At 47.8% G+C, this 14,823-nt stretch carries 18 protein-coding genes and 1 tRNA gene; 3 read left to right on the top strand and 16 right to left on the bottom strand.

The window, feature by feature from the left end; translation table 11 throughout:
* Positions 1-6 precede the first annotated feature (6 nt).
* The 11 genes from ALO_RS04105 to ALO_RS04055 form a co-directional block, all read right to left on the bottom strand.
* Complete coding sequence (locus tag ALO_RS04105) at positions 7-954, bottom strand: NAD(P)H-dependent flavin oxidoreductase (RefSeq protein ID WP_040292693.1); 948 nt, start codon at positions 952-954, stop codon at positions 7-9.
* 103 nt (positions 955-1,057) lie between these two features.
* A complete protein-coding gene (locus ALO_RS04100; protein ID WP_004573082.1) occupies positions 1,058-1,294 on the bottom strand; it encodes an acyl carrier protein in 237 nt (78 codons plus the stop codon).
* Positions 1,295-1,356: 62 nt separating this feature from the next.
* On the bottom strand, positions 1,357-2,100 hold the full coding sequence (gene fabG / locus ALO_RS04095) for a 3-oxoacyl-[acyl-carrier-protein] reductase (RefSeq protein ID WP_004573081.1): 744 nt from the start codon (positions 2,098-2,100) through the stop codon (positions 1,357-1,359).
* Position 2,101: 1 nt separating this feature from the next.
* The gene (fabD, locus tag ALO_RS04090; RefSeq protein WP_004573080.1) at positions 2,102-3,046 is read right to left on the bottom strand and encodes an ACP S-malonyltransferase; all 945 of its coding nucleotides are present in this window, start codon (positions 3,044-3,046) and stop codon (positions 2,102-2,104) included.
* Between the two features lie 13 nt (positions 3,047-3,059).
* Entirely contained in the window at positions 3,060-4,010 is a 951-nt protein-coding gene (fabK, locus tag ALO_RS04085; protein ID WP_004573079.1) for an enoyl-[acyl-carrier-protein] reductase FabK, read from the bottom strand.
* The gene (locus tag ALO_RS04080) at positions 4,003-5,013 is read right to left on the bottom strand and encodes a beta-ketoacyl-ACP synthase III (RefSeq protein ID WP_040292696.1); all 1,011 of its coding nucleotides are present in this window, start codon (positions 5,011-5,013) and stop codon (positions 4,003-4,005) included. The genes fabK and ALO_RS04080 overlap by 8 nt, the downstream gene beginning before the upstream one ends.
* On the bottom strand, positions 5,006-6,025 hold the full coding sequence (plsX, locus tag ALO_RS04075; protein ID WP_004573077.1) for a phosphate acyltransferase PlsX: 1,020 nt from the start codon (positions 6,023-6,025) through the stop codon (positions 5,006-5,008). The genes ALO_RS04080 and plsX overlap by 8 nt, the downstream gene beginning before the upstream one ends.
* Positions 6,025-6,600: a transcription factor FapR gene (fapR, locus tag ALO_RS04070; RefSeq protein WP_004573076.1), complete on the bottom strand. Its 576-nt coding sequence runs from the start codon at positions 6,598-6,600 to the stop codon at positions 6,025-6,027. The genes plsX and fapR overlap by 1 nt, the downstream gene beginning before the upstream one ends.
* A 132-nt stretch (positions 6,601-6,732) precedes the next feature.
* A complete protein-coding gene (rpmF, locus tag ALO_RS04065; RefSeq protein ID WP_004573075.1) occupies positions 6,733-6,909 on the bottom strand; it encodes a 50S ribosomal protein L32 in 177 nt (58 codons plus the stop codon).
* A gap of 32 nt (positions 6,910-6,941) precedes the next feature.
* Positions 6,942-7,442: a YceD family protein gene (locus tag ALO_RS04060; RefSeq protein WP_004573074.1), complete on the bottom strand. Its 501-nt coding sequence runs from the start codon at positions 7,440-7,442 to the stop codon at positions 6,942-6,944.
* Between the two features lie 100 nt (positions 7,443-7,542).
* Positions 7,543-8,745: an acetate/propionate family kinase gene (locus ALO_RS04055; RefSeq protein WP_004573073.1), complete on the bottom strand. Its 1,203-nt coding sequence runs from the start codon at positions 8,743-8,745 to the stop codon at positions 7,543-7,545.
* Between the two features lie 166 nt (positions 8,746-8,911).
* On the opposite strand from ALO_RS04055, the gene ALO_RS04050 reads away from it, so the two are divergent.
* A complete protein-coding gene (locus ALO_RS04050; RefSeq protein ID WP_004573072.1) occupies positions 8,912-10,168 on the top strand; it encodes a nucleotidyltransferase in 1,257 nt (418 codons plus the stop codon).
* A 54-nt stretch (positions 10,169-10,222) separates the two neighbouring features.
* Here the strand turns inward: ALO_RS04050 and ALO_RS04045 are convergent, their stop codons facing one another.
* Positions 10,223-11,023 (bottom strand): patatin-like phospholipase family protein, encoded by an 801-nt coding sequence (locus ALO_RS04045; protein ID WP_004573071.1) that lies wholly within the window; start codon positions 11,021-11,023, stop codon positions 10,223-10,225.
* A gap of 98 nt (positions 11,024-11,121) precedes the next feature.
* Between ALO_RS04045 and ylbJ the strand changes: the two genes are divergently transcribed.
* Positions 11,122-12,375 (top strand): sporulation integral membrane protein YlbJ, encoded by a 1,254-nt coding sequence (gene ylbJ, locus ALO_RS04040; protein WP_004573070.1) that lies wholly within the window; start codon positions 11,122-11,124, stop codon positions 12,373-12,375.
* A gap of 34 nt (positions 12,376-12,409) precedes the next feature.
* On the opposite strand, the gene ALO_RS04035 is transcribed toward ylbJ, so the two are convergent.
* From ALO_RS04035 to ALO_RS21690, 4 genes are read right to left on the bottom strand one after another with little or no spacing between them, the layout of a single operon-like run.
* Positions 12,410-12,865, bottom strand: coding sequence for an ATP synthase subunit B family protein (locus ALO_RS04035; protein WP_004573069.1), 456 nt, complete (start codon positions 12,863-12,865; stop codon positions 12,410-12,412).
* A gap of 34 nt (positions 12,866-12,899) precedes the next feature.
* The gene (coaD, locus tag ALO_RS04030) at positions 12,900-13,382 is read right to left on the bottom strand and encodes a pantetheine-phosphate adenylyltransferase (RefSeq protein ID WP_004573068.1); all 483 of its coding nucleotides are present in this window, start codon (positions 13,380-13,382) and stop codon (positions 12,900-12,902) included.
* 25 nt (positions 13,383-13,407) lie between these two features.
* Positions 13,408-13,962, bottom strand: coding sequence for a 16S rRNA (guanine(966)-N(2))-methyltransferase RsmD (gene rsmD, locus ALO_RS04025; RefSeq protein ID WP_004573067.1), 555 nt, complete (start codon positions 13,960-13,962; stop codon positions 13,408-13,410).
* Complete coding sequence (locus ALO_RS21690) at positions 13,953-14,525, bottom strand: C40 family peptidase (protein WP_004573066.1); 573 nt, start codon at positions 14,523-14,525, stop codon at positions 13,953-13,955. Before ALO_RS21690 ends, rsmD begins: the two co-directional genes overlap by 10 nt.
* A gap of 177 nt (positions 14,526-14,702) precedes the next feature.
* On the opposite strand from ALO_RS21690, the gene ALO_RS04015 reads away from it, so the two are divergent.
* A tRNA-Pro gene (locus tag ALO_RS04015) sits at positions 14,703-14,779 on the top strand.
* Positions 14,780-14,823 lie beyond the last annotated feature (44 nt).

Below are 14,823 nucleotides of genomic sequence, written 5' to 3'. Positions count from 1 at the left end.
GACTGATTACTCTATTTCTTTTGCTTCTTTTACCAATCGAGCAAATATTTCTTTAACTGGCAGAATCTCTTTTATTTTATGAATATACTCGCCTGTAAACACTAACCCGGTTTCCACGTCACCCTGCTGTGCCCTGATAAGGGCCTTAATAATACAAAAATTCTTTGCACAATGTTTCAGACAGGCGTCACAGGTTTGCGGTACAGGAGCAGTACCTTCAATTGTTTTCGCCGCAAAAGGGTTATTGATCGCCCTGCCAGGAAGTCCTACCGGACTTTTAATTATGACAACGTCTTCCGGTTTGCTTTTCAGGTAGAATTCTTTCAGAGCAGGTCCCGCGTTTGATTCCTCGCTGGCCGCAAAACGAGTTCCCATTTGAACCCCGTCAGCTCCCAGTTTAATGACTTCCGCTACATCACGTCCGTTAATCACGCCGCCAGCGCCAATCACAGGAATATTGACAGCCTTTTTGATGCCCGGCAGTAAATCGCGCATGGATTGATCCGTGCCCAGATGTCCACCGGCTTCCTTGCCTTCGACCACAATGGCCGAAGCGCCGAGCGTTTCGGAGATTTTAGCCAACTTAACGGAAGATACGATCGGTACTATCGGAGTACCGGAATCTTTGCCCATTTGAAACATATCGCGCGAGAAGCCGGCGCCTGCAACCACCAGGTCAATACCTTCTTCAATTGCTGTTTTTACCAAGTTGGCAAACTGTCTGGCCGCCACCATAGCATTAATACCTATAATCCCTTTAGTCAGATGGCGGGCAAGTCGAATTTCATGACGTAATTCATCAAGTGTCATACCTGATGCCGCAATTAGACCAATGCCACCTTCGCTGGCCACTGCCGCCGCCAAGGGAGCCGTTGATATCCTAACTGCCATGCCGCCCTGTATAACGGGTACTTTGGCAATCAGACTGCCTATTCTTAGTTCTGGTAGTCTCAAGCAGCAACTCCTCCATTTCAAATAGCACATTACCTTTAAGAAAGTCCCGCGAACAGCTATGCTATGATCCACGGGACTTTCTTATTTTCACAGGTAATTTTGATTAACCTTGCTTTTCTTTGTCTATGTACTCCACTGCATCTTTAACGGTCTTAATTTTCTCAGCTGCTTCATCAGGAATCTCAATATTAAATTCCTCTTCAAACGCCATGATCAATTCAACAATGTCCAGAGAATCTGCACCGAGATCATCAATAAAAGTGGAATCCATAGAAACATCGGCTTCATCAACGCCTAATTGTTCAACAGCAATCTCTTTTACTTTATCAAACGTAGTCATGAGTTTCACCTCCTTCCACTGCTTGAATCAAAACTTACATTTACAACTTGTAATGCAGCAAATTACATGACCATACCGCCGTCAACATTTAAAGTTTGTCCGGTAATATAGTCTGTCTGGTCAGAACCTAAAAATACTACGGCCGCTGCCACATCTTCCGGCATACCCGGACGACTTAACGGAATGCCTTTGGCAAACTCGGCTTTGGCCTGTTCTGGCAAGTCTGCGGTCATATCAGTCATAATATATCCAGGCGCCACAGCATTCACGGTAATCCCCCGTGAAGCCAGTTCTTTGGCCATGGATTTGGTAAAACCAATTACACCGGCTTTCGCTGCCGCATAATTGGATTGTCCGGCATTCCCCATAATCCCGACCACAGAGGTCATGTTGATAATTTTTCCGGATTTTTGCTTGATCATCACGCGGGAAACCTGTTTAGTGCAATGGAAGATACCTTTCAGGTTGGTATTCAGTACCGCGTCCCAGTCTTCTTCCTTCATGCGCATTAGCAGATTATCCTTAGTGATTCCGGCATTATTTACCAGAATATCAATTTTGCCAAAGGCATCGAGCGTCTGTTTGACCATGTTCTCTACATCTTCGCTGCGGGAAACATCAGCCTGGACCATCATTGCCTGTCCGTTTATTTTTTGGATCTCGTCCAAAGTTTGCTGCGCTGCAGCTGCATTACCGGCATAATTGACAACTACCTTTGCACCGGCCTTAGCCAAGGCGATACATACAGCTCGTCCTATGCCGCGGGAACCGCCGGTAACAATAGCTACTTTATTGTCTAAAAGCATTTTAACGAACCTCCTTGAAATAATCAAGGGATTTTTCTAATGACGCAATATCTTCTACATTTAAGCCAGTCATTTCTTTGGCAATTTTCTTGGTAAAACCGGTCAGAACCCTGCCCGGACCGACTTCGACAAAAACATGAGTCCCCAATCCGATCATCGTGGCTACAGAATCTTCCCACAATACTGGATTGGCGGCTTGCTTAACCAGCGAAGACTGGATCATGTCCTTATTCTGCACAGGTTTACCGTTAATATTGGCCACAACCGGTATCGTTGCGTCCTTAATCGCTATTTTATCCAATTCCAAGGCCAATTTTTCCGCCGCCGGCTGCATTAATGTGCTATGGAAAGGAGCGCTGACAGGCAGTAAAACCGCTTTCTTGGTTCCGGCTGCTTTCAATAATTCCACGGCTTTATCGACGGCGGCAGTCTGACCGGCAATAACGATTTGCCCCGGGCAGTTAAAATTGACTGCCTGAACCGGTCCCGCCTCGGCGGAAGCCTTACGGCACATTTCGATAACCAGGTCACGCTCAGACCCCATAATTGCCGCCATACTGCCCTGTCCCAGAGGAACAGCTTCCTGCATGAATTCCCCCCGTTTACGAACCAGCTTCACGGCGTCGGTAAAGGACAAAGAGCCTGCAGCCACCAGTGCGGAATATTCTCCCAGGCTATGACCGGCCACAATATCCGGAGTAATGCCGTGCTCTTTCAAGACCTCATAACAGGCAACGCTCATCGTCAAAATTGCCGGTTGGGTGTTAAAGGTCTTTTTTAATTCTTCCTCCGGCCCGTTAAAGCACAGATCGGTGACGGAAAAGCCCAAAGCCTGATCGGCAGAATTAAAGAATCGCTTTACAACATCATATTTCTCATATAATTCTTTGCCCATGCCTACGGTTTGAGATCCCTGCCCGGGAAAAACAAACGCGATTTTACTCATAAAACAACCCCCCTTATTTCGCTTGGGAACATTGACTGATTTCATTTACAATTGAGGGTATGCCTTTAACCAGATCCTGAATAATTTCCGCCACAGGTTTGACATCCTCGACCATACCGGCAATCTGTCCGATCATAATCGAGCCACATTCCACATCGCCGTCCCGGGCTGCCGCTTTCAATTTTCCCGCTCCCAAATTGCCAAACTCTTCGAGGGAGGCCCCGCGTTTTTCCATTGCCAGAAAATCACGGGTCAATTTATTGGCCAGACAGCGCACCGGATGTCCGGTAGATGTCCCTGTGACCACGGTGGAACGGTCTCTAGCCTTAATAATGGCATGCTTATATTCCGGATGAGCAATACATTCAGTGGAGACAACAAACCGCGTTCCGATTTGAACGCCTTGAGCGCCCAGCGCCAGAGCAGCGACGACTCCTCTAGAATCGGCGATTCCTCCAGCTGCAATCACCGGGACATTAACAGCATCGACGACCTGAGGCACCAAAGCCATGGTGGTAACTTCACCGATATGACCGCCGCTTTCCATGCCTTCGGCAATCACAGCGTCCACTCCGGTCCTTTCCAGTCTCTGAGCTAACGCAACCGAGGCAACCACCGGAATCACTTTTGTTCCGACGGCTTTCAACGCGGGAATATATTCGGCCGGGTTACCGGCACCAGTAGTAACGACCGGTACCCTTTCTTCGATTACGACCCGCATGACATCCTTAACAAAAGGAGACATGAGCATAATGTTTACACCGAAAGGCTTATCCGTCAAGATCTTGGTTTTACGAATTTCAGCCTGCAACAAATCGTGCGACATATTCGCTGCACCGAGAAGTCCCAAGCCGCCTGCATTGGATACGGCAGCCGCCAATTCTGCGGTTGCCACCCAAGCCATACCTCCCTGCAGGATAGGATACTCAATATGCAGCAAGTTACATATATTAGTTTTAAGCAACAGTATTATCTCCTTTGCACCATTTTAGCACGCAGGCTGCCCATGTCAGCCCGGCGCCAAAGCCAACTAAAACAACCAAGTCTCCATTTTTGATACGTCCGGAATTGACCGCTTCATCCAGAGCAATAGGAATCGAGGCGGCAGAAGTATTTCCGTATTTATCCACATTGACAAAAACTTTTTCCATCGGCATTTTCAAGCGTTTGGCAGCCGATTGGATAATGCGGATGTTTGCCTGGTGCGGAATTAGGCAATCGACAGCTTCAGGCTCTATACCCGCCTGCTGCAAGGCCGCAACAGCCGCTTCCCCCATTACTTTAATCGCAAATTTAAAAACTTCATTACCATTCATATGAATAAAATGAAGGCGATTGTCAACGGTTTCACCGGATGCGGGCTGACGGGACCCGCCGGCCGGCATTTTCAGTAAGTCTCCGCCCGCTCCGTCTGCGCCCAGATTCATACCCAAAATACCGCAGCCGGCAGGTACTTCACCTAAAACTGCAGCTCCGGCACCATCGCCAAACAGGACACAGGTGTTACGGTCTTGCCAGTCGAGGATTTTAGACAGAGTTTCCGCGCCCACGACTAACACATATCGGTACAACCCGGCCTTAATGAACTGGGAGGCAGTCACCAAGCCATAGGCAAAGCCGGAGCACCCTGCCGCCAAATCAAAGGCGGCTGCCTTGGTAGCTTTCAATTTTTCCTGTACCAAGCAGGCAGTGGAGGGGAAAAACATATCCGGCGTCGCAGTCGCAACGATAATCAAGTCCAATTGATCCGCCGTTATACCGGCATCTGCCAGAGCCTTTTGGGCTGCTGCTGCCGCTAAATCGGAAGTGGCCTGATCAGCAGCGGCGATGCGGCGTTCTTTAATGCCGGTCCGATCGACAATCCACTCGTCATTCGTATCAACCATTTGTTCCAGTTCCTTATTGGTAAGAACCCGATCGGGAAGGTAGTGACCCAATCCAATAATTCCGACAGCTCTGCTATTCATCATTGCCAATAATTCCCTCCCTGGCGATGTTTTCTCGAATATGATCGACAACCTTTTTTTCGCTAAATTCCCGGCCAACACGAATAGCGTTTTTAATCGCCTTAGCCTTGGAACTGCCATGACAGATAATAAATCCGCCATTCACTCCCAAAAGCGGCGCTCCGCCGTATTCAGCATAATCCAGTTTTCGCTTCAATCCCTTTAATGCCGGCAGGGCCAATGCCGCACCTATGCGGGCAAGCCAACCGCCGCCGGTGAAAGCGTCTTTAATCAAAGTCATAATGGCACCGGCCAAACCTTCGCCAAATTTCAGGACGACATTGCCGACAAATCCGTCACAAACCACCACATCCACGGTGCCTTTAGGAATGTCGCGGCCTTCCACATTGCCAATAAAGCGTATGGTTTTAAGTTGTTTCAGCAAAGGATAGGTAGCAAGGGCCTGTTCATTGCCTTTGGAATCTTCTTCGCCAATATTCAACAGTCCCACCCGTGGATTTTTTATGTGCATGATATATTCGGCATAAATGGAACCCATAATTGCGCTCTGCAGCAGATGTTTAGGCTTTGAGTCTACATTGGCGCCGGAGTCTAAGAGGATGGTAGTCCCTCCCAGATTAGGAAGAGGAGTGGCAATGGTCGGACGCTCAATGCCTTCAATACGCCCTAGTCCAAGGAGAGCCGCAGCAGCAGCTGCTCCGGTACTGCCCGCCGCTATGACGACATCGCATTTTCCTTCTTTCACCAGGCGGGTAGCTACTACCACAGAAGCATTTTTCTTCTTACGTACAGCCGCTCCCGGCTGATCATGCATATCAATCACCTGACTGGCATGATGAATTTCAATACGCAATTCAGACCACCGACTATGCCGATTCAGCGCTTCACGGATGGCAGGCTCATCACCCACCAGAACAATGTCACAATCGTATTCTCTGGCGGCTTCCACCGCTCCCGCTACGATTTCATCCGGTGCAAAATCCCCACCCATGGCATCGACTGCCACTCTCATCATCCATGTCTCCCTTCACTGAGCTCAAGCGATACTAAAATGAATTTTGCCCGAAAAATTTCCTGTGACTCGTTACGAGTTTTCACCCACACAAAATATTTATTCCCTCTATTTTTAATGACTTCCGCCTTGGCAATGAGTTTAGCGCCAACATGCACCGGCGTTTTGTATTTTATATTGGCCACACCGGTAACCACCAGCGGAGCGTCGATGATGGCAATAGCCAAAGAATTCGCCTGAGCAAAAATAAAGTGTCCTCGGGCAATTTTGGTCTTGTCAAAGACCATCTCCTGGGTGACATTCAACAGGGAAATGCCCGAGTTGCCTAACTGAATGTCAATAATTTCTCCTACTACATCCTCATTGGCAATCGCTCTGACCTTCGCCTGAGCTGCCCGCGCCATTTGCTTGGTCCTCTCCCTCAATTCAGGAATTCCCAATTCCAAACGGTCCAATCGGATGGTCTGCACGCTAACCCCTAACATAGAGGCTAAATCTTCATCCGTAAAGAACAAACCGCTCTGCAGCTTCTCCTGTAACATAGCCTGACGTATTTTTTTGGGGGTTCTGGCCATACGATCACCTAACCCTAGTAGCAAGTCATAATACTAAATGATATTACAAATTATAACGACTAACTACTAAAAATGCAAGAAAAAAAATGAGCAAGCTGATTTATACTGCTATCTTGCTCATTCCAGACTATTCTATTCTGCTGCAACAACCTCTTTACCTTTGTAGAAGCCACACTCCGGGCAAACCCGATGGGGCATTTTCATTTGGTGACACTGGGGACACTCAATCAGTCCGGGGACAGTCAATTTCCAATTTGCCCGCCGTTTATCACGACGAGATTTAGACATTTTACGCTTCGGTACCGCCATTTATTTTACACCTCCTTAAAATACTATAAAAGCTATGATTTCTTTTTGTCTAAAAGCTGCTGCAAAGCCGCAAATTGTGGATTCACAGAGTCGGTTTTACATTCACAGGTTTGCTGATTCAGATTGACGCCGCATACCGGGCAAAGCCCCCGGCACTCAGAAGAACAAATCCTGGTAATCGGCTCGTTTAGGACCAGTTCGGTTTGAACCAAGCCAGACACATCGATAGAATCCCCCTGATAGGAGAAACGTTCTGCATCGTCCACGCCGCTGACACTGCCCAACTCGCGAAAACTCTCGTGAAAGGAAAGATGAATCGAAACCGTGAAAGGTTCCAGGCATCGACCGCAAACATATTTTGCCGCGACTGCAATTTCCCCCGTAACCTCCAACGCAGTGTGATTGTCGATAACTTCCCCGCCAATCTGAATATCGCTATATTCAATATCGGACAGCAACAAAAAGGCCTGGGAAATATGAAACGACTTAGACTTAACATTACCTCGTTTAATATCCGATATGTCAATCTTCATGCTTTCCACCTCAGCCTTCATCCATTATAGCGACCCAGGCAGACTTTGTCAAATAAAAATGCAGGGCCGCCTGCCGGCGTCCCTGCAGCCAAAATGTAACCTAAATGAGTCCGCCGCAAATTACCCTTGTGTCGCGCGCGATGACCAGTTCTTCATTGGTGGGAATTACAAAAATTTTGACCTTGGCGCCGTCTACGCTGATTTCCTGCGCTTTGCCGCGAATCTTATTTTTAGCCGGGTCAATACGGGTGCCCAGAAACTCTAAGCCATTGCAAATTTTATCCCGTATGTCCGGTGAATTTTCACCGAGACCGGCAGTAAACACGATAGCATCTACCCCGCCCATAGCCGCCACATAGCTTCCGATATATTTCTTGACCCTATAGGCAAAAATGTCGATTGCCAGCTGCGCCCGCTCATTGCCGGTGTCCGCCGCACCTTCAATGTCGCGGAAATCGCTGGAAACTCCTGAAATGCCAAGTACGCCGGATTTCTTGTTGAGATAAGAGTCAATTTGATCCGGGGTCATACCTTCTTTTTTCATCAAATAGGGGATGATCGCCGGATCAATTTCGCCGGACCGGGTCCCCATGACCAGACCTTCTAGCGGGGTAAAGCCCATGCTGGTATCGATCGATCTGCCGTATTTTATGGCCGCAATGCTGGCGCCGTTGCCGAGATGGCAGGTAATAATCCGCAGGTTGGTAAGATGCTGGTCCATGATTTCAGCAGCCTGCTGCGACACGTACTTGTGAGATGTACCATGGAAGCCATAACGACGCAAACCATACTTCTCGTAAGCCTCGTAAGGCAGACCGTACAAAAATGCATGCTTAGGCATAGTCTGATGGAAAGCGGTATCAAATACTCCCACTTGAGGTACTCCGGGCATCAGCTCAGCGCAGGCATTAATCCCCAGAATATTAGGCGGATTATGCAGCGGCGCCATGTCGATGCACTCTTCCAGAGCATTCATGACATCGGGAGTAATCAATACCGAGTCAGCAAACTTCTCACCGGCATGGACAACCCGGTGACCAATGGCTACGATCTCTTTCATACTGGTAATAACACCATGTTTGCCGTCTGTCAAAGCGTTAAGCACCAATTTTATGCCCACGCTGTGATTGGGGATATCTTCCTGAATTACCACTTTATCTTTCCCGTCCGGCTGATGCGTCAAAACCGAACCTTCGAGTCCGATTCGTTCCACCAGTCCTTTTGCCAGGACCGTCTCATCCATCATGTTAAACAACTGATACTTAATGGATGAACTACCACAGTTAACAACGAGCACCTTCATTTACTATTCCTCCCTGAAATTGAAATATATATTAAAAACCTCTACCGGTTCGACCACTAGACCAAATATTTCTTTTCGCCGCTTGTAGTTTTTTCCCCTTCAATTTGACAACGAAATCAAAACATATATTATAGTATAGGTAACATTTCTATTTTGAGGTGGCAATATGCGTGCAGTCGGCATTATCGCAGAATATAATCCCTTTCACAATGGTCATCGCTGGCATGTCCGGGAAGCCAAAAGTCTTTCGGGTTGTGATTATGCAGTGGCAGTGATGAGCGGAAACTTCGTGCAGCGAGGTGAACCTGCCATTTTCGATAAGTGGAGCCGAGCCGAAATGGCGGTCCGCGGCGGAGTGGATCTGGTCATTGAACTGCCGACCGCATTTGCTGTGAGAAGCGCTCAGTATTTTGCCACCGGCGGTATCCGGCTGCTGCAGTCTTTGGGCGTGGTAAGCCATGTTTGTTTCGGAGTCGAAATTGAAAACTCCAAGATCCTGGAAAATGTTGCTGCACAAATGGATGCGCTTGATATCGGCAGGGATTTAAAGAAGGCCCTCAAATCAGGCGCAACATACGCAAGAGCCGTGGAAGCCGCCCTAGATCCCATATGGGAAGATCTCGGGTTTCACGGCGAAAAGCTGGCCGGTCAACCCAATACAATTCTGGCTGTAGAATATCTGCGCGCTATTGGCAAATATGCGCCGCTGCTCCTGCCGCTCATGGTAAAACGCCGCATAGCCGCCTACCACGAGCGAACCATCGCAGCCGACATTGCCAGCGCTACGGCTATTCGGGAGTCGATCCTCCGAAAAGAAGAGCTGGATACTGTCACCCACGGGGCTCTCCCTCCGGCTTCCAGCGTTTTAATTGAAAGATTACTTTCTGCCGGCAAGGGACCTGTCACAGCCTACGGCTTGTCCGGCATTACACTGTCTAGGCTGAGAACTGCCACGCCGGCCCTATTAGCCAACACGGCTGATATATCGGAAGGACTGCACCATAAAATTTTACGCGCCGCATTGAACGCCAACACGGTGGAAGAACTGATCCATCAGGTCATCAGTAAGCGTTATACCCGCACCCGGTTGCAGCGAATTATGACACAGCAATTACTGGGAATACAGAAAAAGGATATCCTTTGCTATGATACAACCGGTCCATTATACGTTCGAGTGCTGGCGTTTAATCGAAAAGGCCGGCAGATCCTGCGCCATATACGCACAAACAGCACTCTGCCGATTGTTACCAAAACCACCGATATGATAAATAGCAAAATTCGTTTATCCAATCATCTTTCCAACAGTCAAAAGATGCTGTCGCTGGATACATATGCTACGGATCTGTGGTCTCTGGCAGTGCCTAATCCTGGTTACCGCCTAGGGGGACAGGACTTTATCCGTTCTCCGGTTTTGGTTGATTAGGGAACCGTTGAAAAATCCCCTGATTCGAGCCAACAGATGAATTACATACAGATCCTAATGACGATCCCTTGATTCCAGTAATTTCTGTATGTCCGGCAAAACGGTTTCGGCTGCTGCCTCACCTAATGCCACGCATTCATCGGTGGCGTCAAATTCACTGGGCGAAATGTGGGCGATATCCGGGCGGATCACTATATCTCCGAGATGTTCCCGATATTTAAACAGTTGTCGTTCCATGATGTCAATGGATTGGATAATCACGTCAAAAACGTTGTTGACCTTACCGATCGATCCGGCATGAGCCAGATCCACCGCAATGACAATATCCGCGCCCATGTTTCTGACTGCATCGACCGGAGTTGGATTGATGACAGCTCCGTCAACCAACAGCATATCCCCCATTTGATAAGGAACAAAGATACCCGGAACGGAAACACTGGCCCGTACGGCAGCCGCCACATCGCCTTCCGTCAATACGATTTCCTTCCCGCTGTGCAGTTCGGTAGCCACAATCGCCAGAGGAATCTTTAACTGATCAAATTTTTTTTGTTGTGTCAAAAGACGAATCGTGTCTAAAACACGATCCCCGGAGAAAATCCCCATGGTCGGTATAGCAAAATCAAGCCAGTGACTCTGTTTAAGCGCTTTAGCCAACTTATGAATCGCTTCCGGCGGCAATCCGGCGCAATATAGGGAGCCGATTAGGCTGCCAATGCTGCAGCCGGCAACGTAATCCACCGGAATCTTTTCCCGCTCCAATATTTTCAGAACACCTACGTGGGCCATGCCTCGCAAGCCGCCGGAACCTAAAGCCAGTCCGACCTTAGGACGTAATAGTTCTGCTCCCTTCCCCATTTTCACACCTCGTTCACAATTTGTTCATAGTTATATTACCTGTACTCCCCCAATAAAATGTTATATAGCAAACCCTATGCGCGGAGGAGGGAAACCTTGTGATAAAAAAAACAATCAGGAGCCGCCAGTATTATGGCCAGCTGGGAGTAGTTCTGGTTGCGCTGTGCGCAATATGTCTGACTGTCGCTACCGTAAAATACCCCAAAGATGCCTTTGATTCAGCGATTATCGGTCTGCAGCTCTGGTGGACCGTAGTTTTTCCCGCTCTTCTGCCCTTTTTTATTTTATCGGAAATCCTCATGGGATTAGGAATCGTTCATTTTGTTGGAATATTGCTGGAACCGCTGATGCGCCCCTTATTTAACGTTCCAGGCGCCGGCGCTTTCGCCCTAAGTATGGGTCTGGCCTCCGGTTACCCAATGGATGCCGTAATTACTGCCAAATTTCGTAAAAGCGGCATGTGCACCGCCGTAGAAGCGGAGCGTCTGCTTTCGTTTACCAATACGGCCGATCCGTTATTCATGTTTGGAGCAGTAGCCGTAGGCATGTTTGGCCGGCCCGATTTGGGAGTCATTATTGCTTTGGGACATTACTTATCCAGTTTTTTAGTAGGAATATTGTTTCGATTTCATGGCCGCTCTGAAAAGTCATCGCCCGATGAAGCTAAGAGACCATTAAAAAACATTTTTCTCAGAGCCCTGGAAGCCTTATTCAAGGCGCGTCATGACGATGGTCGACCGATCGGACAACTGCTAGGCGACTCTGTAAAAAATTCAATGAATACGATTCTTTTGATTGGCGGGTTCATCATTATCTTTTCCGTAGTAATACGAATCCTGACTGTTACCGGATTTACCGGACTGTTAAGCCAGGCTTTCGCAGGATTGCTTGAACTGATCGGCTATAGCGCCTCACTGGCGCCTGCCTTAGTCAGCGGATTGTTAGAAATCGACCTGGGATGTCTGGCAGCATCCCAGGCTCAGGCACCTTTAGGCGAGAAAGTAGCAGCTGCCGCCGCAATAATCGCCTGGAGCGGACTATCGGTACACGGACAGGTTGCCAGTATAGTCATCGAATCAGGAATCAGGATTGGCCCTTACATGATCAGCCGACTCCTTCACGCCGTTTTAGCCGCTATTGTCACAGTTCTCTTAATGGGGCCGGCCAGTTCCATTGCTAAATTCGCAGCTCTGCCCGTCATGGCCGCGCCGGCCAGACAGGCGCCCTTCGCCATCGGCATTGCCCGGGCGGAACAGACTTTATATCTGGCATGTATAATGATATCTATTTTGACAGTATTATCTATGAGTTACTATTTGATCAGAAAGTTATACCTCTATGCAAAAAGATAGGGAGCAGCAGCTCCCCAAATTCTTGTCCAGAAGCTTAACTGCTATCTTTAGTATGATGCAAACTGCTTCGCCCTGTTTTTACAACTTCCAGTGCCTTTTCTAAATTCTCTTCCAAGGAACGAAAAACGCCATCGGCATAGAGCAATGATTCATTCTGCATTTCCCGCGCCTGGTTCCGGGCCTGGGCAATAATTTCCCCGGCTTGCTCCTGGGCCTGACGCGTAATCGCATTTTCATCAGTTAGCCTGACAATATACTGTTTTGCCTGTTCAATAAGCGCCTGCGATTCCCGCTGTACATCTTCTAAAATACGTTTGCGCTCGTTGATGATCCGATTAGCCTCCATGATTTCCATGGGCAGGTTCTCGCGCAGGTCATCCACAAGCCGGGTCATATCTTCCACGGCAATCACCCTCTTATTGGTAAACGGTACGCGCGAGGCATTTAATAATAAATAATCCATTTCCTCTAAAATCTTCTGAATCGACATCTTCCTTCCCCCTAAGCATCCCGGCCGGAGAATATTACTCTTTACTCATTTTCTGTATAACCTTTTCTTTGATCGTCAAGGGAACAAGACAACTGATATCTCCCCCGAATTTTGCCAGTTCTTTGATTCCGCTGGAACTGACAAAAGAATATTCACTGCTGGTCATCATAAAAATAGTTTCCATACCCGGATCAATTTTTTTAATCAGCAGCGCCCGCTGGAACTCGTACTCAAAATCACTCAAAGCCCGCAAACCGCGAACGATCACTGTGGAATTTTGTTGCCTCACGTACTGGTTCAGCAAGCCGGAAAATCCGTCTACTCTGATATTCGGAATATGCCGGGTTGCTTCCTGCAGCATCTCTACTCGCTCTTCCATAGTGAATAACGGTTTTTTATTGGGATTATGGAAAACAGCTACCACTAAAATATCAAATAGTTTGCTTGCTCGCTCAAAAATATCCAAATGTCCCTTTGTCACAGGATCAAAGCTTCCAGGACAGACTGCTATACGCATGAGGGAACCTCCTATGTTGATTCGATTAATTTTTTCCTGCGATGAAGCTAATGCATGTTTCTCCGTATGTTTCTAATCGTTTTGTTTCTAAATGCCTATATGCTCCTACCTGTTCATGCTTTGAGTGTTCGACAATAATCAGTCCCTCGCCTTCTAATATAGAGATGTTTTTATCAATAAATCCCAGAACATTGTCTATCAACCCTTTATTATAAGGGGGATCGCAGAAGATCAGGTCAAATCCGCCGAAAGACATGACTCGTTCCATCCCCCCCGAAATATTCAGCCGCAGGACCAGATGCTCTTTCTCCGTCATACGGGTTCGCTGCAGATTTTCTTTGATCAGACGGAGACTTACGGCGCTCTGGTCGACAAAGACAACTTGCTGTGCGCCGCGGCTCAGGGACTCAATGCCCAGATTGCCGGTGCCGGAAAATAAATCAAGCACTTTCGCATTAACGATCCGTTCTCCCAAAATAGCAAAAACAGACTCTTTCACCCGGTCTGTCGTTGGTCTGATCGCCATTCCCTCCGGCGCTTTTAAGATGGTTCCTTTGGCCGTTCCCGTTATTACCCGCATTTATAAGTCACACACCTTATTGCTGAAAAAGTTATATCCAGTATAGCAGTCACCCCTTGCCGTATAACCCGGCGCGCCCCAAGATATCTCTCTTTATAATAGGGCTTCAATAAGTGAGTAATGATCACTTCACCGGCGCCGGAACTAGCATGAATAAAATAACCATCGCCCAAATAAATTCCACTGTGAGAAGGACCCGGCTCATAAGTTGAAAAAAAGACTAAGTCCCCCGGCTGTAAGTCATTCATATTTACCGGAATCCCCGTTGAGGCTTGCCCATCCGCCATACGCGGCAGATCAATGCCAAATTGTTTATACAAATAATAAACGAACCCCGAGCAATCAAACCCGCCGGGGCTGGCGCCTCCCCATACGTATGGCGTACCCACATATTGTTTGGCCATGGCAATGATTTGCTGACCGGTGCGGCTATCATAAGACTCCGTGCTGATAGACCCGGTTTTATATTCATTCCCGTCGGTTTCCGCAGAGCTTGCATACCCGGCAGAAGTCCATAGGCCAACTGCTATCGCAACATAAATGATGAAAAATTTCTTTTTCATATTGTTATCCTCATGCTCCGTATTTGGTCAAAAAAATTTACTTGGTTAAGTTCTCCACGAAATTTAAAAATCCTTGTTAGGTTGATAGTTTTTATCTCTCATGAAATATTATGCACCCGCACGAATTACCCTTGACATTCCGGTCGTATCTATGTATAATTTAAAAATGTGAGCAAACGGGGCGTGGCTCAGCTTGGTAGAGCGCACGGTTCGGGACCGTGAGGTCGCAGGTTCAAATCCTGTCGCCCCGACCAGAGAGAATGAAGCACCGAAATGAAAATTTCGGTGCTTTTTTGTT

This window comes from Acetonema longum DSM 6540 (assembly GCF_000219125.1).
Taxonomy (GTDB): domain Bacteria; phylum Bacillota; class Negativicutes; order Sporomusales; family Acetonemataceae; genus Acetonema; species Acetonema longum.
This window is presented reverse-complemented; position numbering and strand designations above follow the sequence as displayed.

What these genes read in the sequence shown, in the direction of transcription:
- ALO_RS04100 (WP_004573082.1), bottom strand. Translation starts at nt 1,294, where the DNA reads ATGACTACGTTTGATAAAGTAAAAGAGATTGCTGTTGAACAATTAGGC.
- fabG (WP_004573081.1), bottom strand. Translation starts at nt 2,100, where the DNA reads ATGCTTTTAGACAATAAAGTAGCTATTGTTACCGGCGGTTCCCGCGGC.
- fabD (WP_004573080.1), bottom strand. Translation starts at nt 3,046, where the DNA reads ATGAGTAAAATCGCGTTTGTTTTTCCCGGGCAGGGATCTCAAACCGTA.
- ALO_RS04080 (WP_040292696.1), bottom strand. Translation starts at nt 5,013, where the DNA reads ATGAATAGCAGAGCTGTCGGAATTATTGGATTGGGTCACTACCTTCCC.
- plsX (WP_004573077.1), bottom strand. Translation starts at nt 6,025, where the DNA reads ATGAGAGTGGCAGTCGATGCCATGGGTGGGGATTTTGCACCGGATGAA.
- fapR (WP_004573076.1), bottom strand. Translation starts at nt 6,600, where the DNA reads ATGGCCAGAACCCCCAAAAAAATACGTCAGGCTATGTTACAGGAGAAG.
- rpmF (WP_004573075.1), bottom strand. Translation starts at nt 6,909, where the DNA reads ATGGCGGTACCGAAGCGTAAAATGTCTAAATCTCGTCGTGATAAACGG.
- ALO_RS04060 (WP_004573074.1), bottom strand. Translation starts at nt 7,442, where the DNA reads ATGAAGATTGACATATCGGATATTAAACGAGGTAATGTTAAGTCTAAG.
- ALO_RS04055 (WP_004573073.1), bottom strand. Translation starts at nt 8,745, where the DNA reads ATGAAGGTGCTCGTTGTTAACTGTGGTAGTTCATCCATTAAGTATCAG.
- ALO_RS04050 (WP_004573072.1), top strand. Translation starts at nt 8,912, where the DNA reads ATGCGTGCAGTCGGCATTATCGCAGAATATAATCCCTTTCACAATGGT.
- ALO_RS04045 (WP_004573071.1), bottom strand. Translation starts at nt 11,023, where the DNA reads ATGGGGAAGGGAGCAGAACTATTACGTCCTAAGGTCGGACTGGCTTTA.
- ALO_RS04035 (WP_004573069.1), bottom strand. Translation starts at nt 12,865, where the DNA reads ATGTCGATTCAGAAGATTTTAGAGGAAATGGATTATTTATTATTAAAT.
- coaD (WP_004573068.1), bottom strand. Translation starts at nt 13,382, where the DNA reads ATGCGTATAGCAGTCTGTCCTGGAAGCTTTGATCCTGTGACAAAGGGA.
- rsmD (WP_004573067.1), bottom strand. Translation starts at nt 13,962, where the DNA reads ATGCGGGTAATAACGGGAACGGCCAAAGGAACCATCTTAAAAGCGCCG.
- ALO_RS21690 (WP_004573066.1), bottom strand. Translation starts at nt 14,525, where the DNA reads ATGAAAAAGAAATTTTTCATCATTTATGTTGCGATAGCAGTTGGCCTA.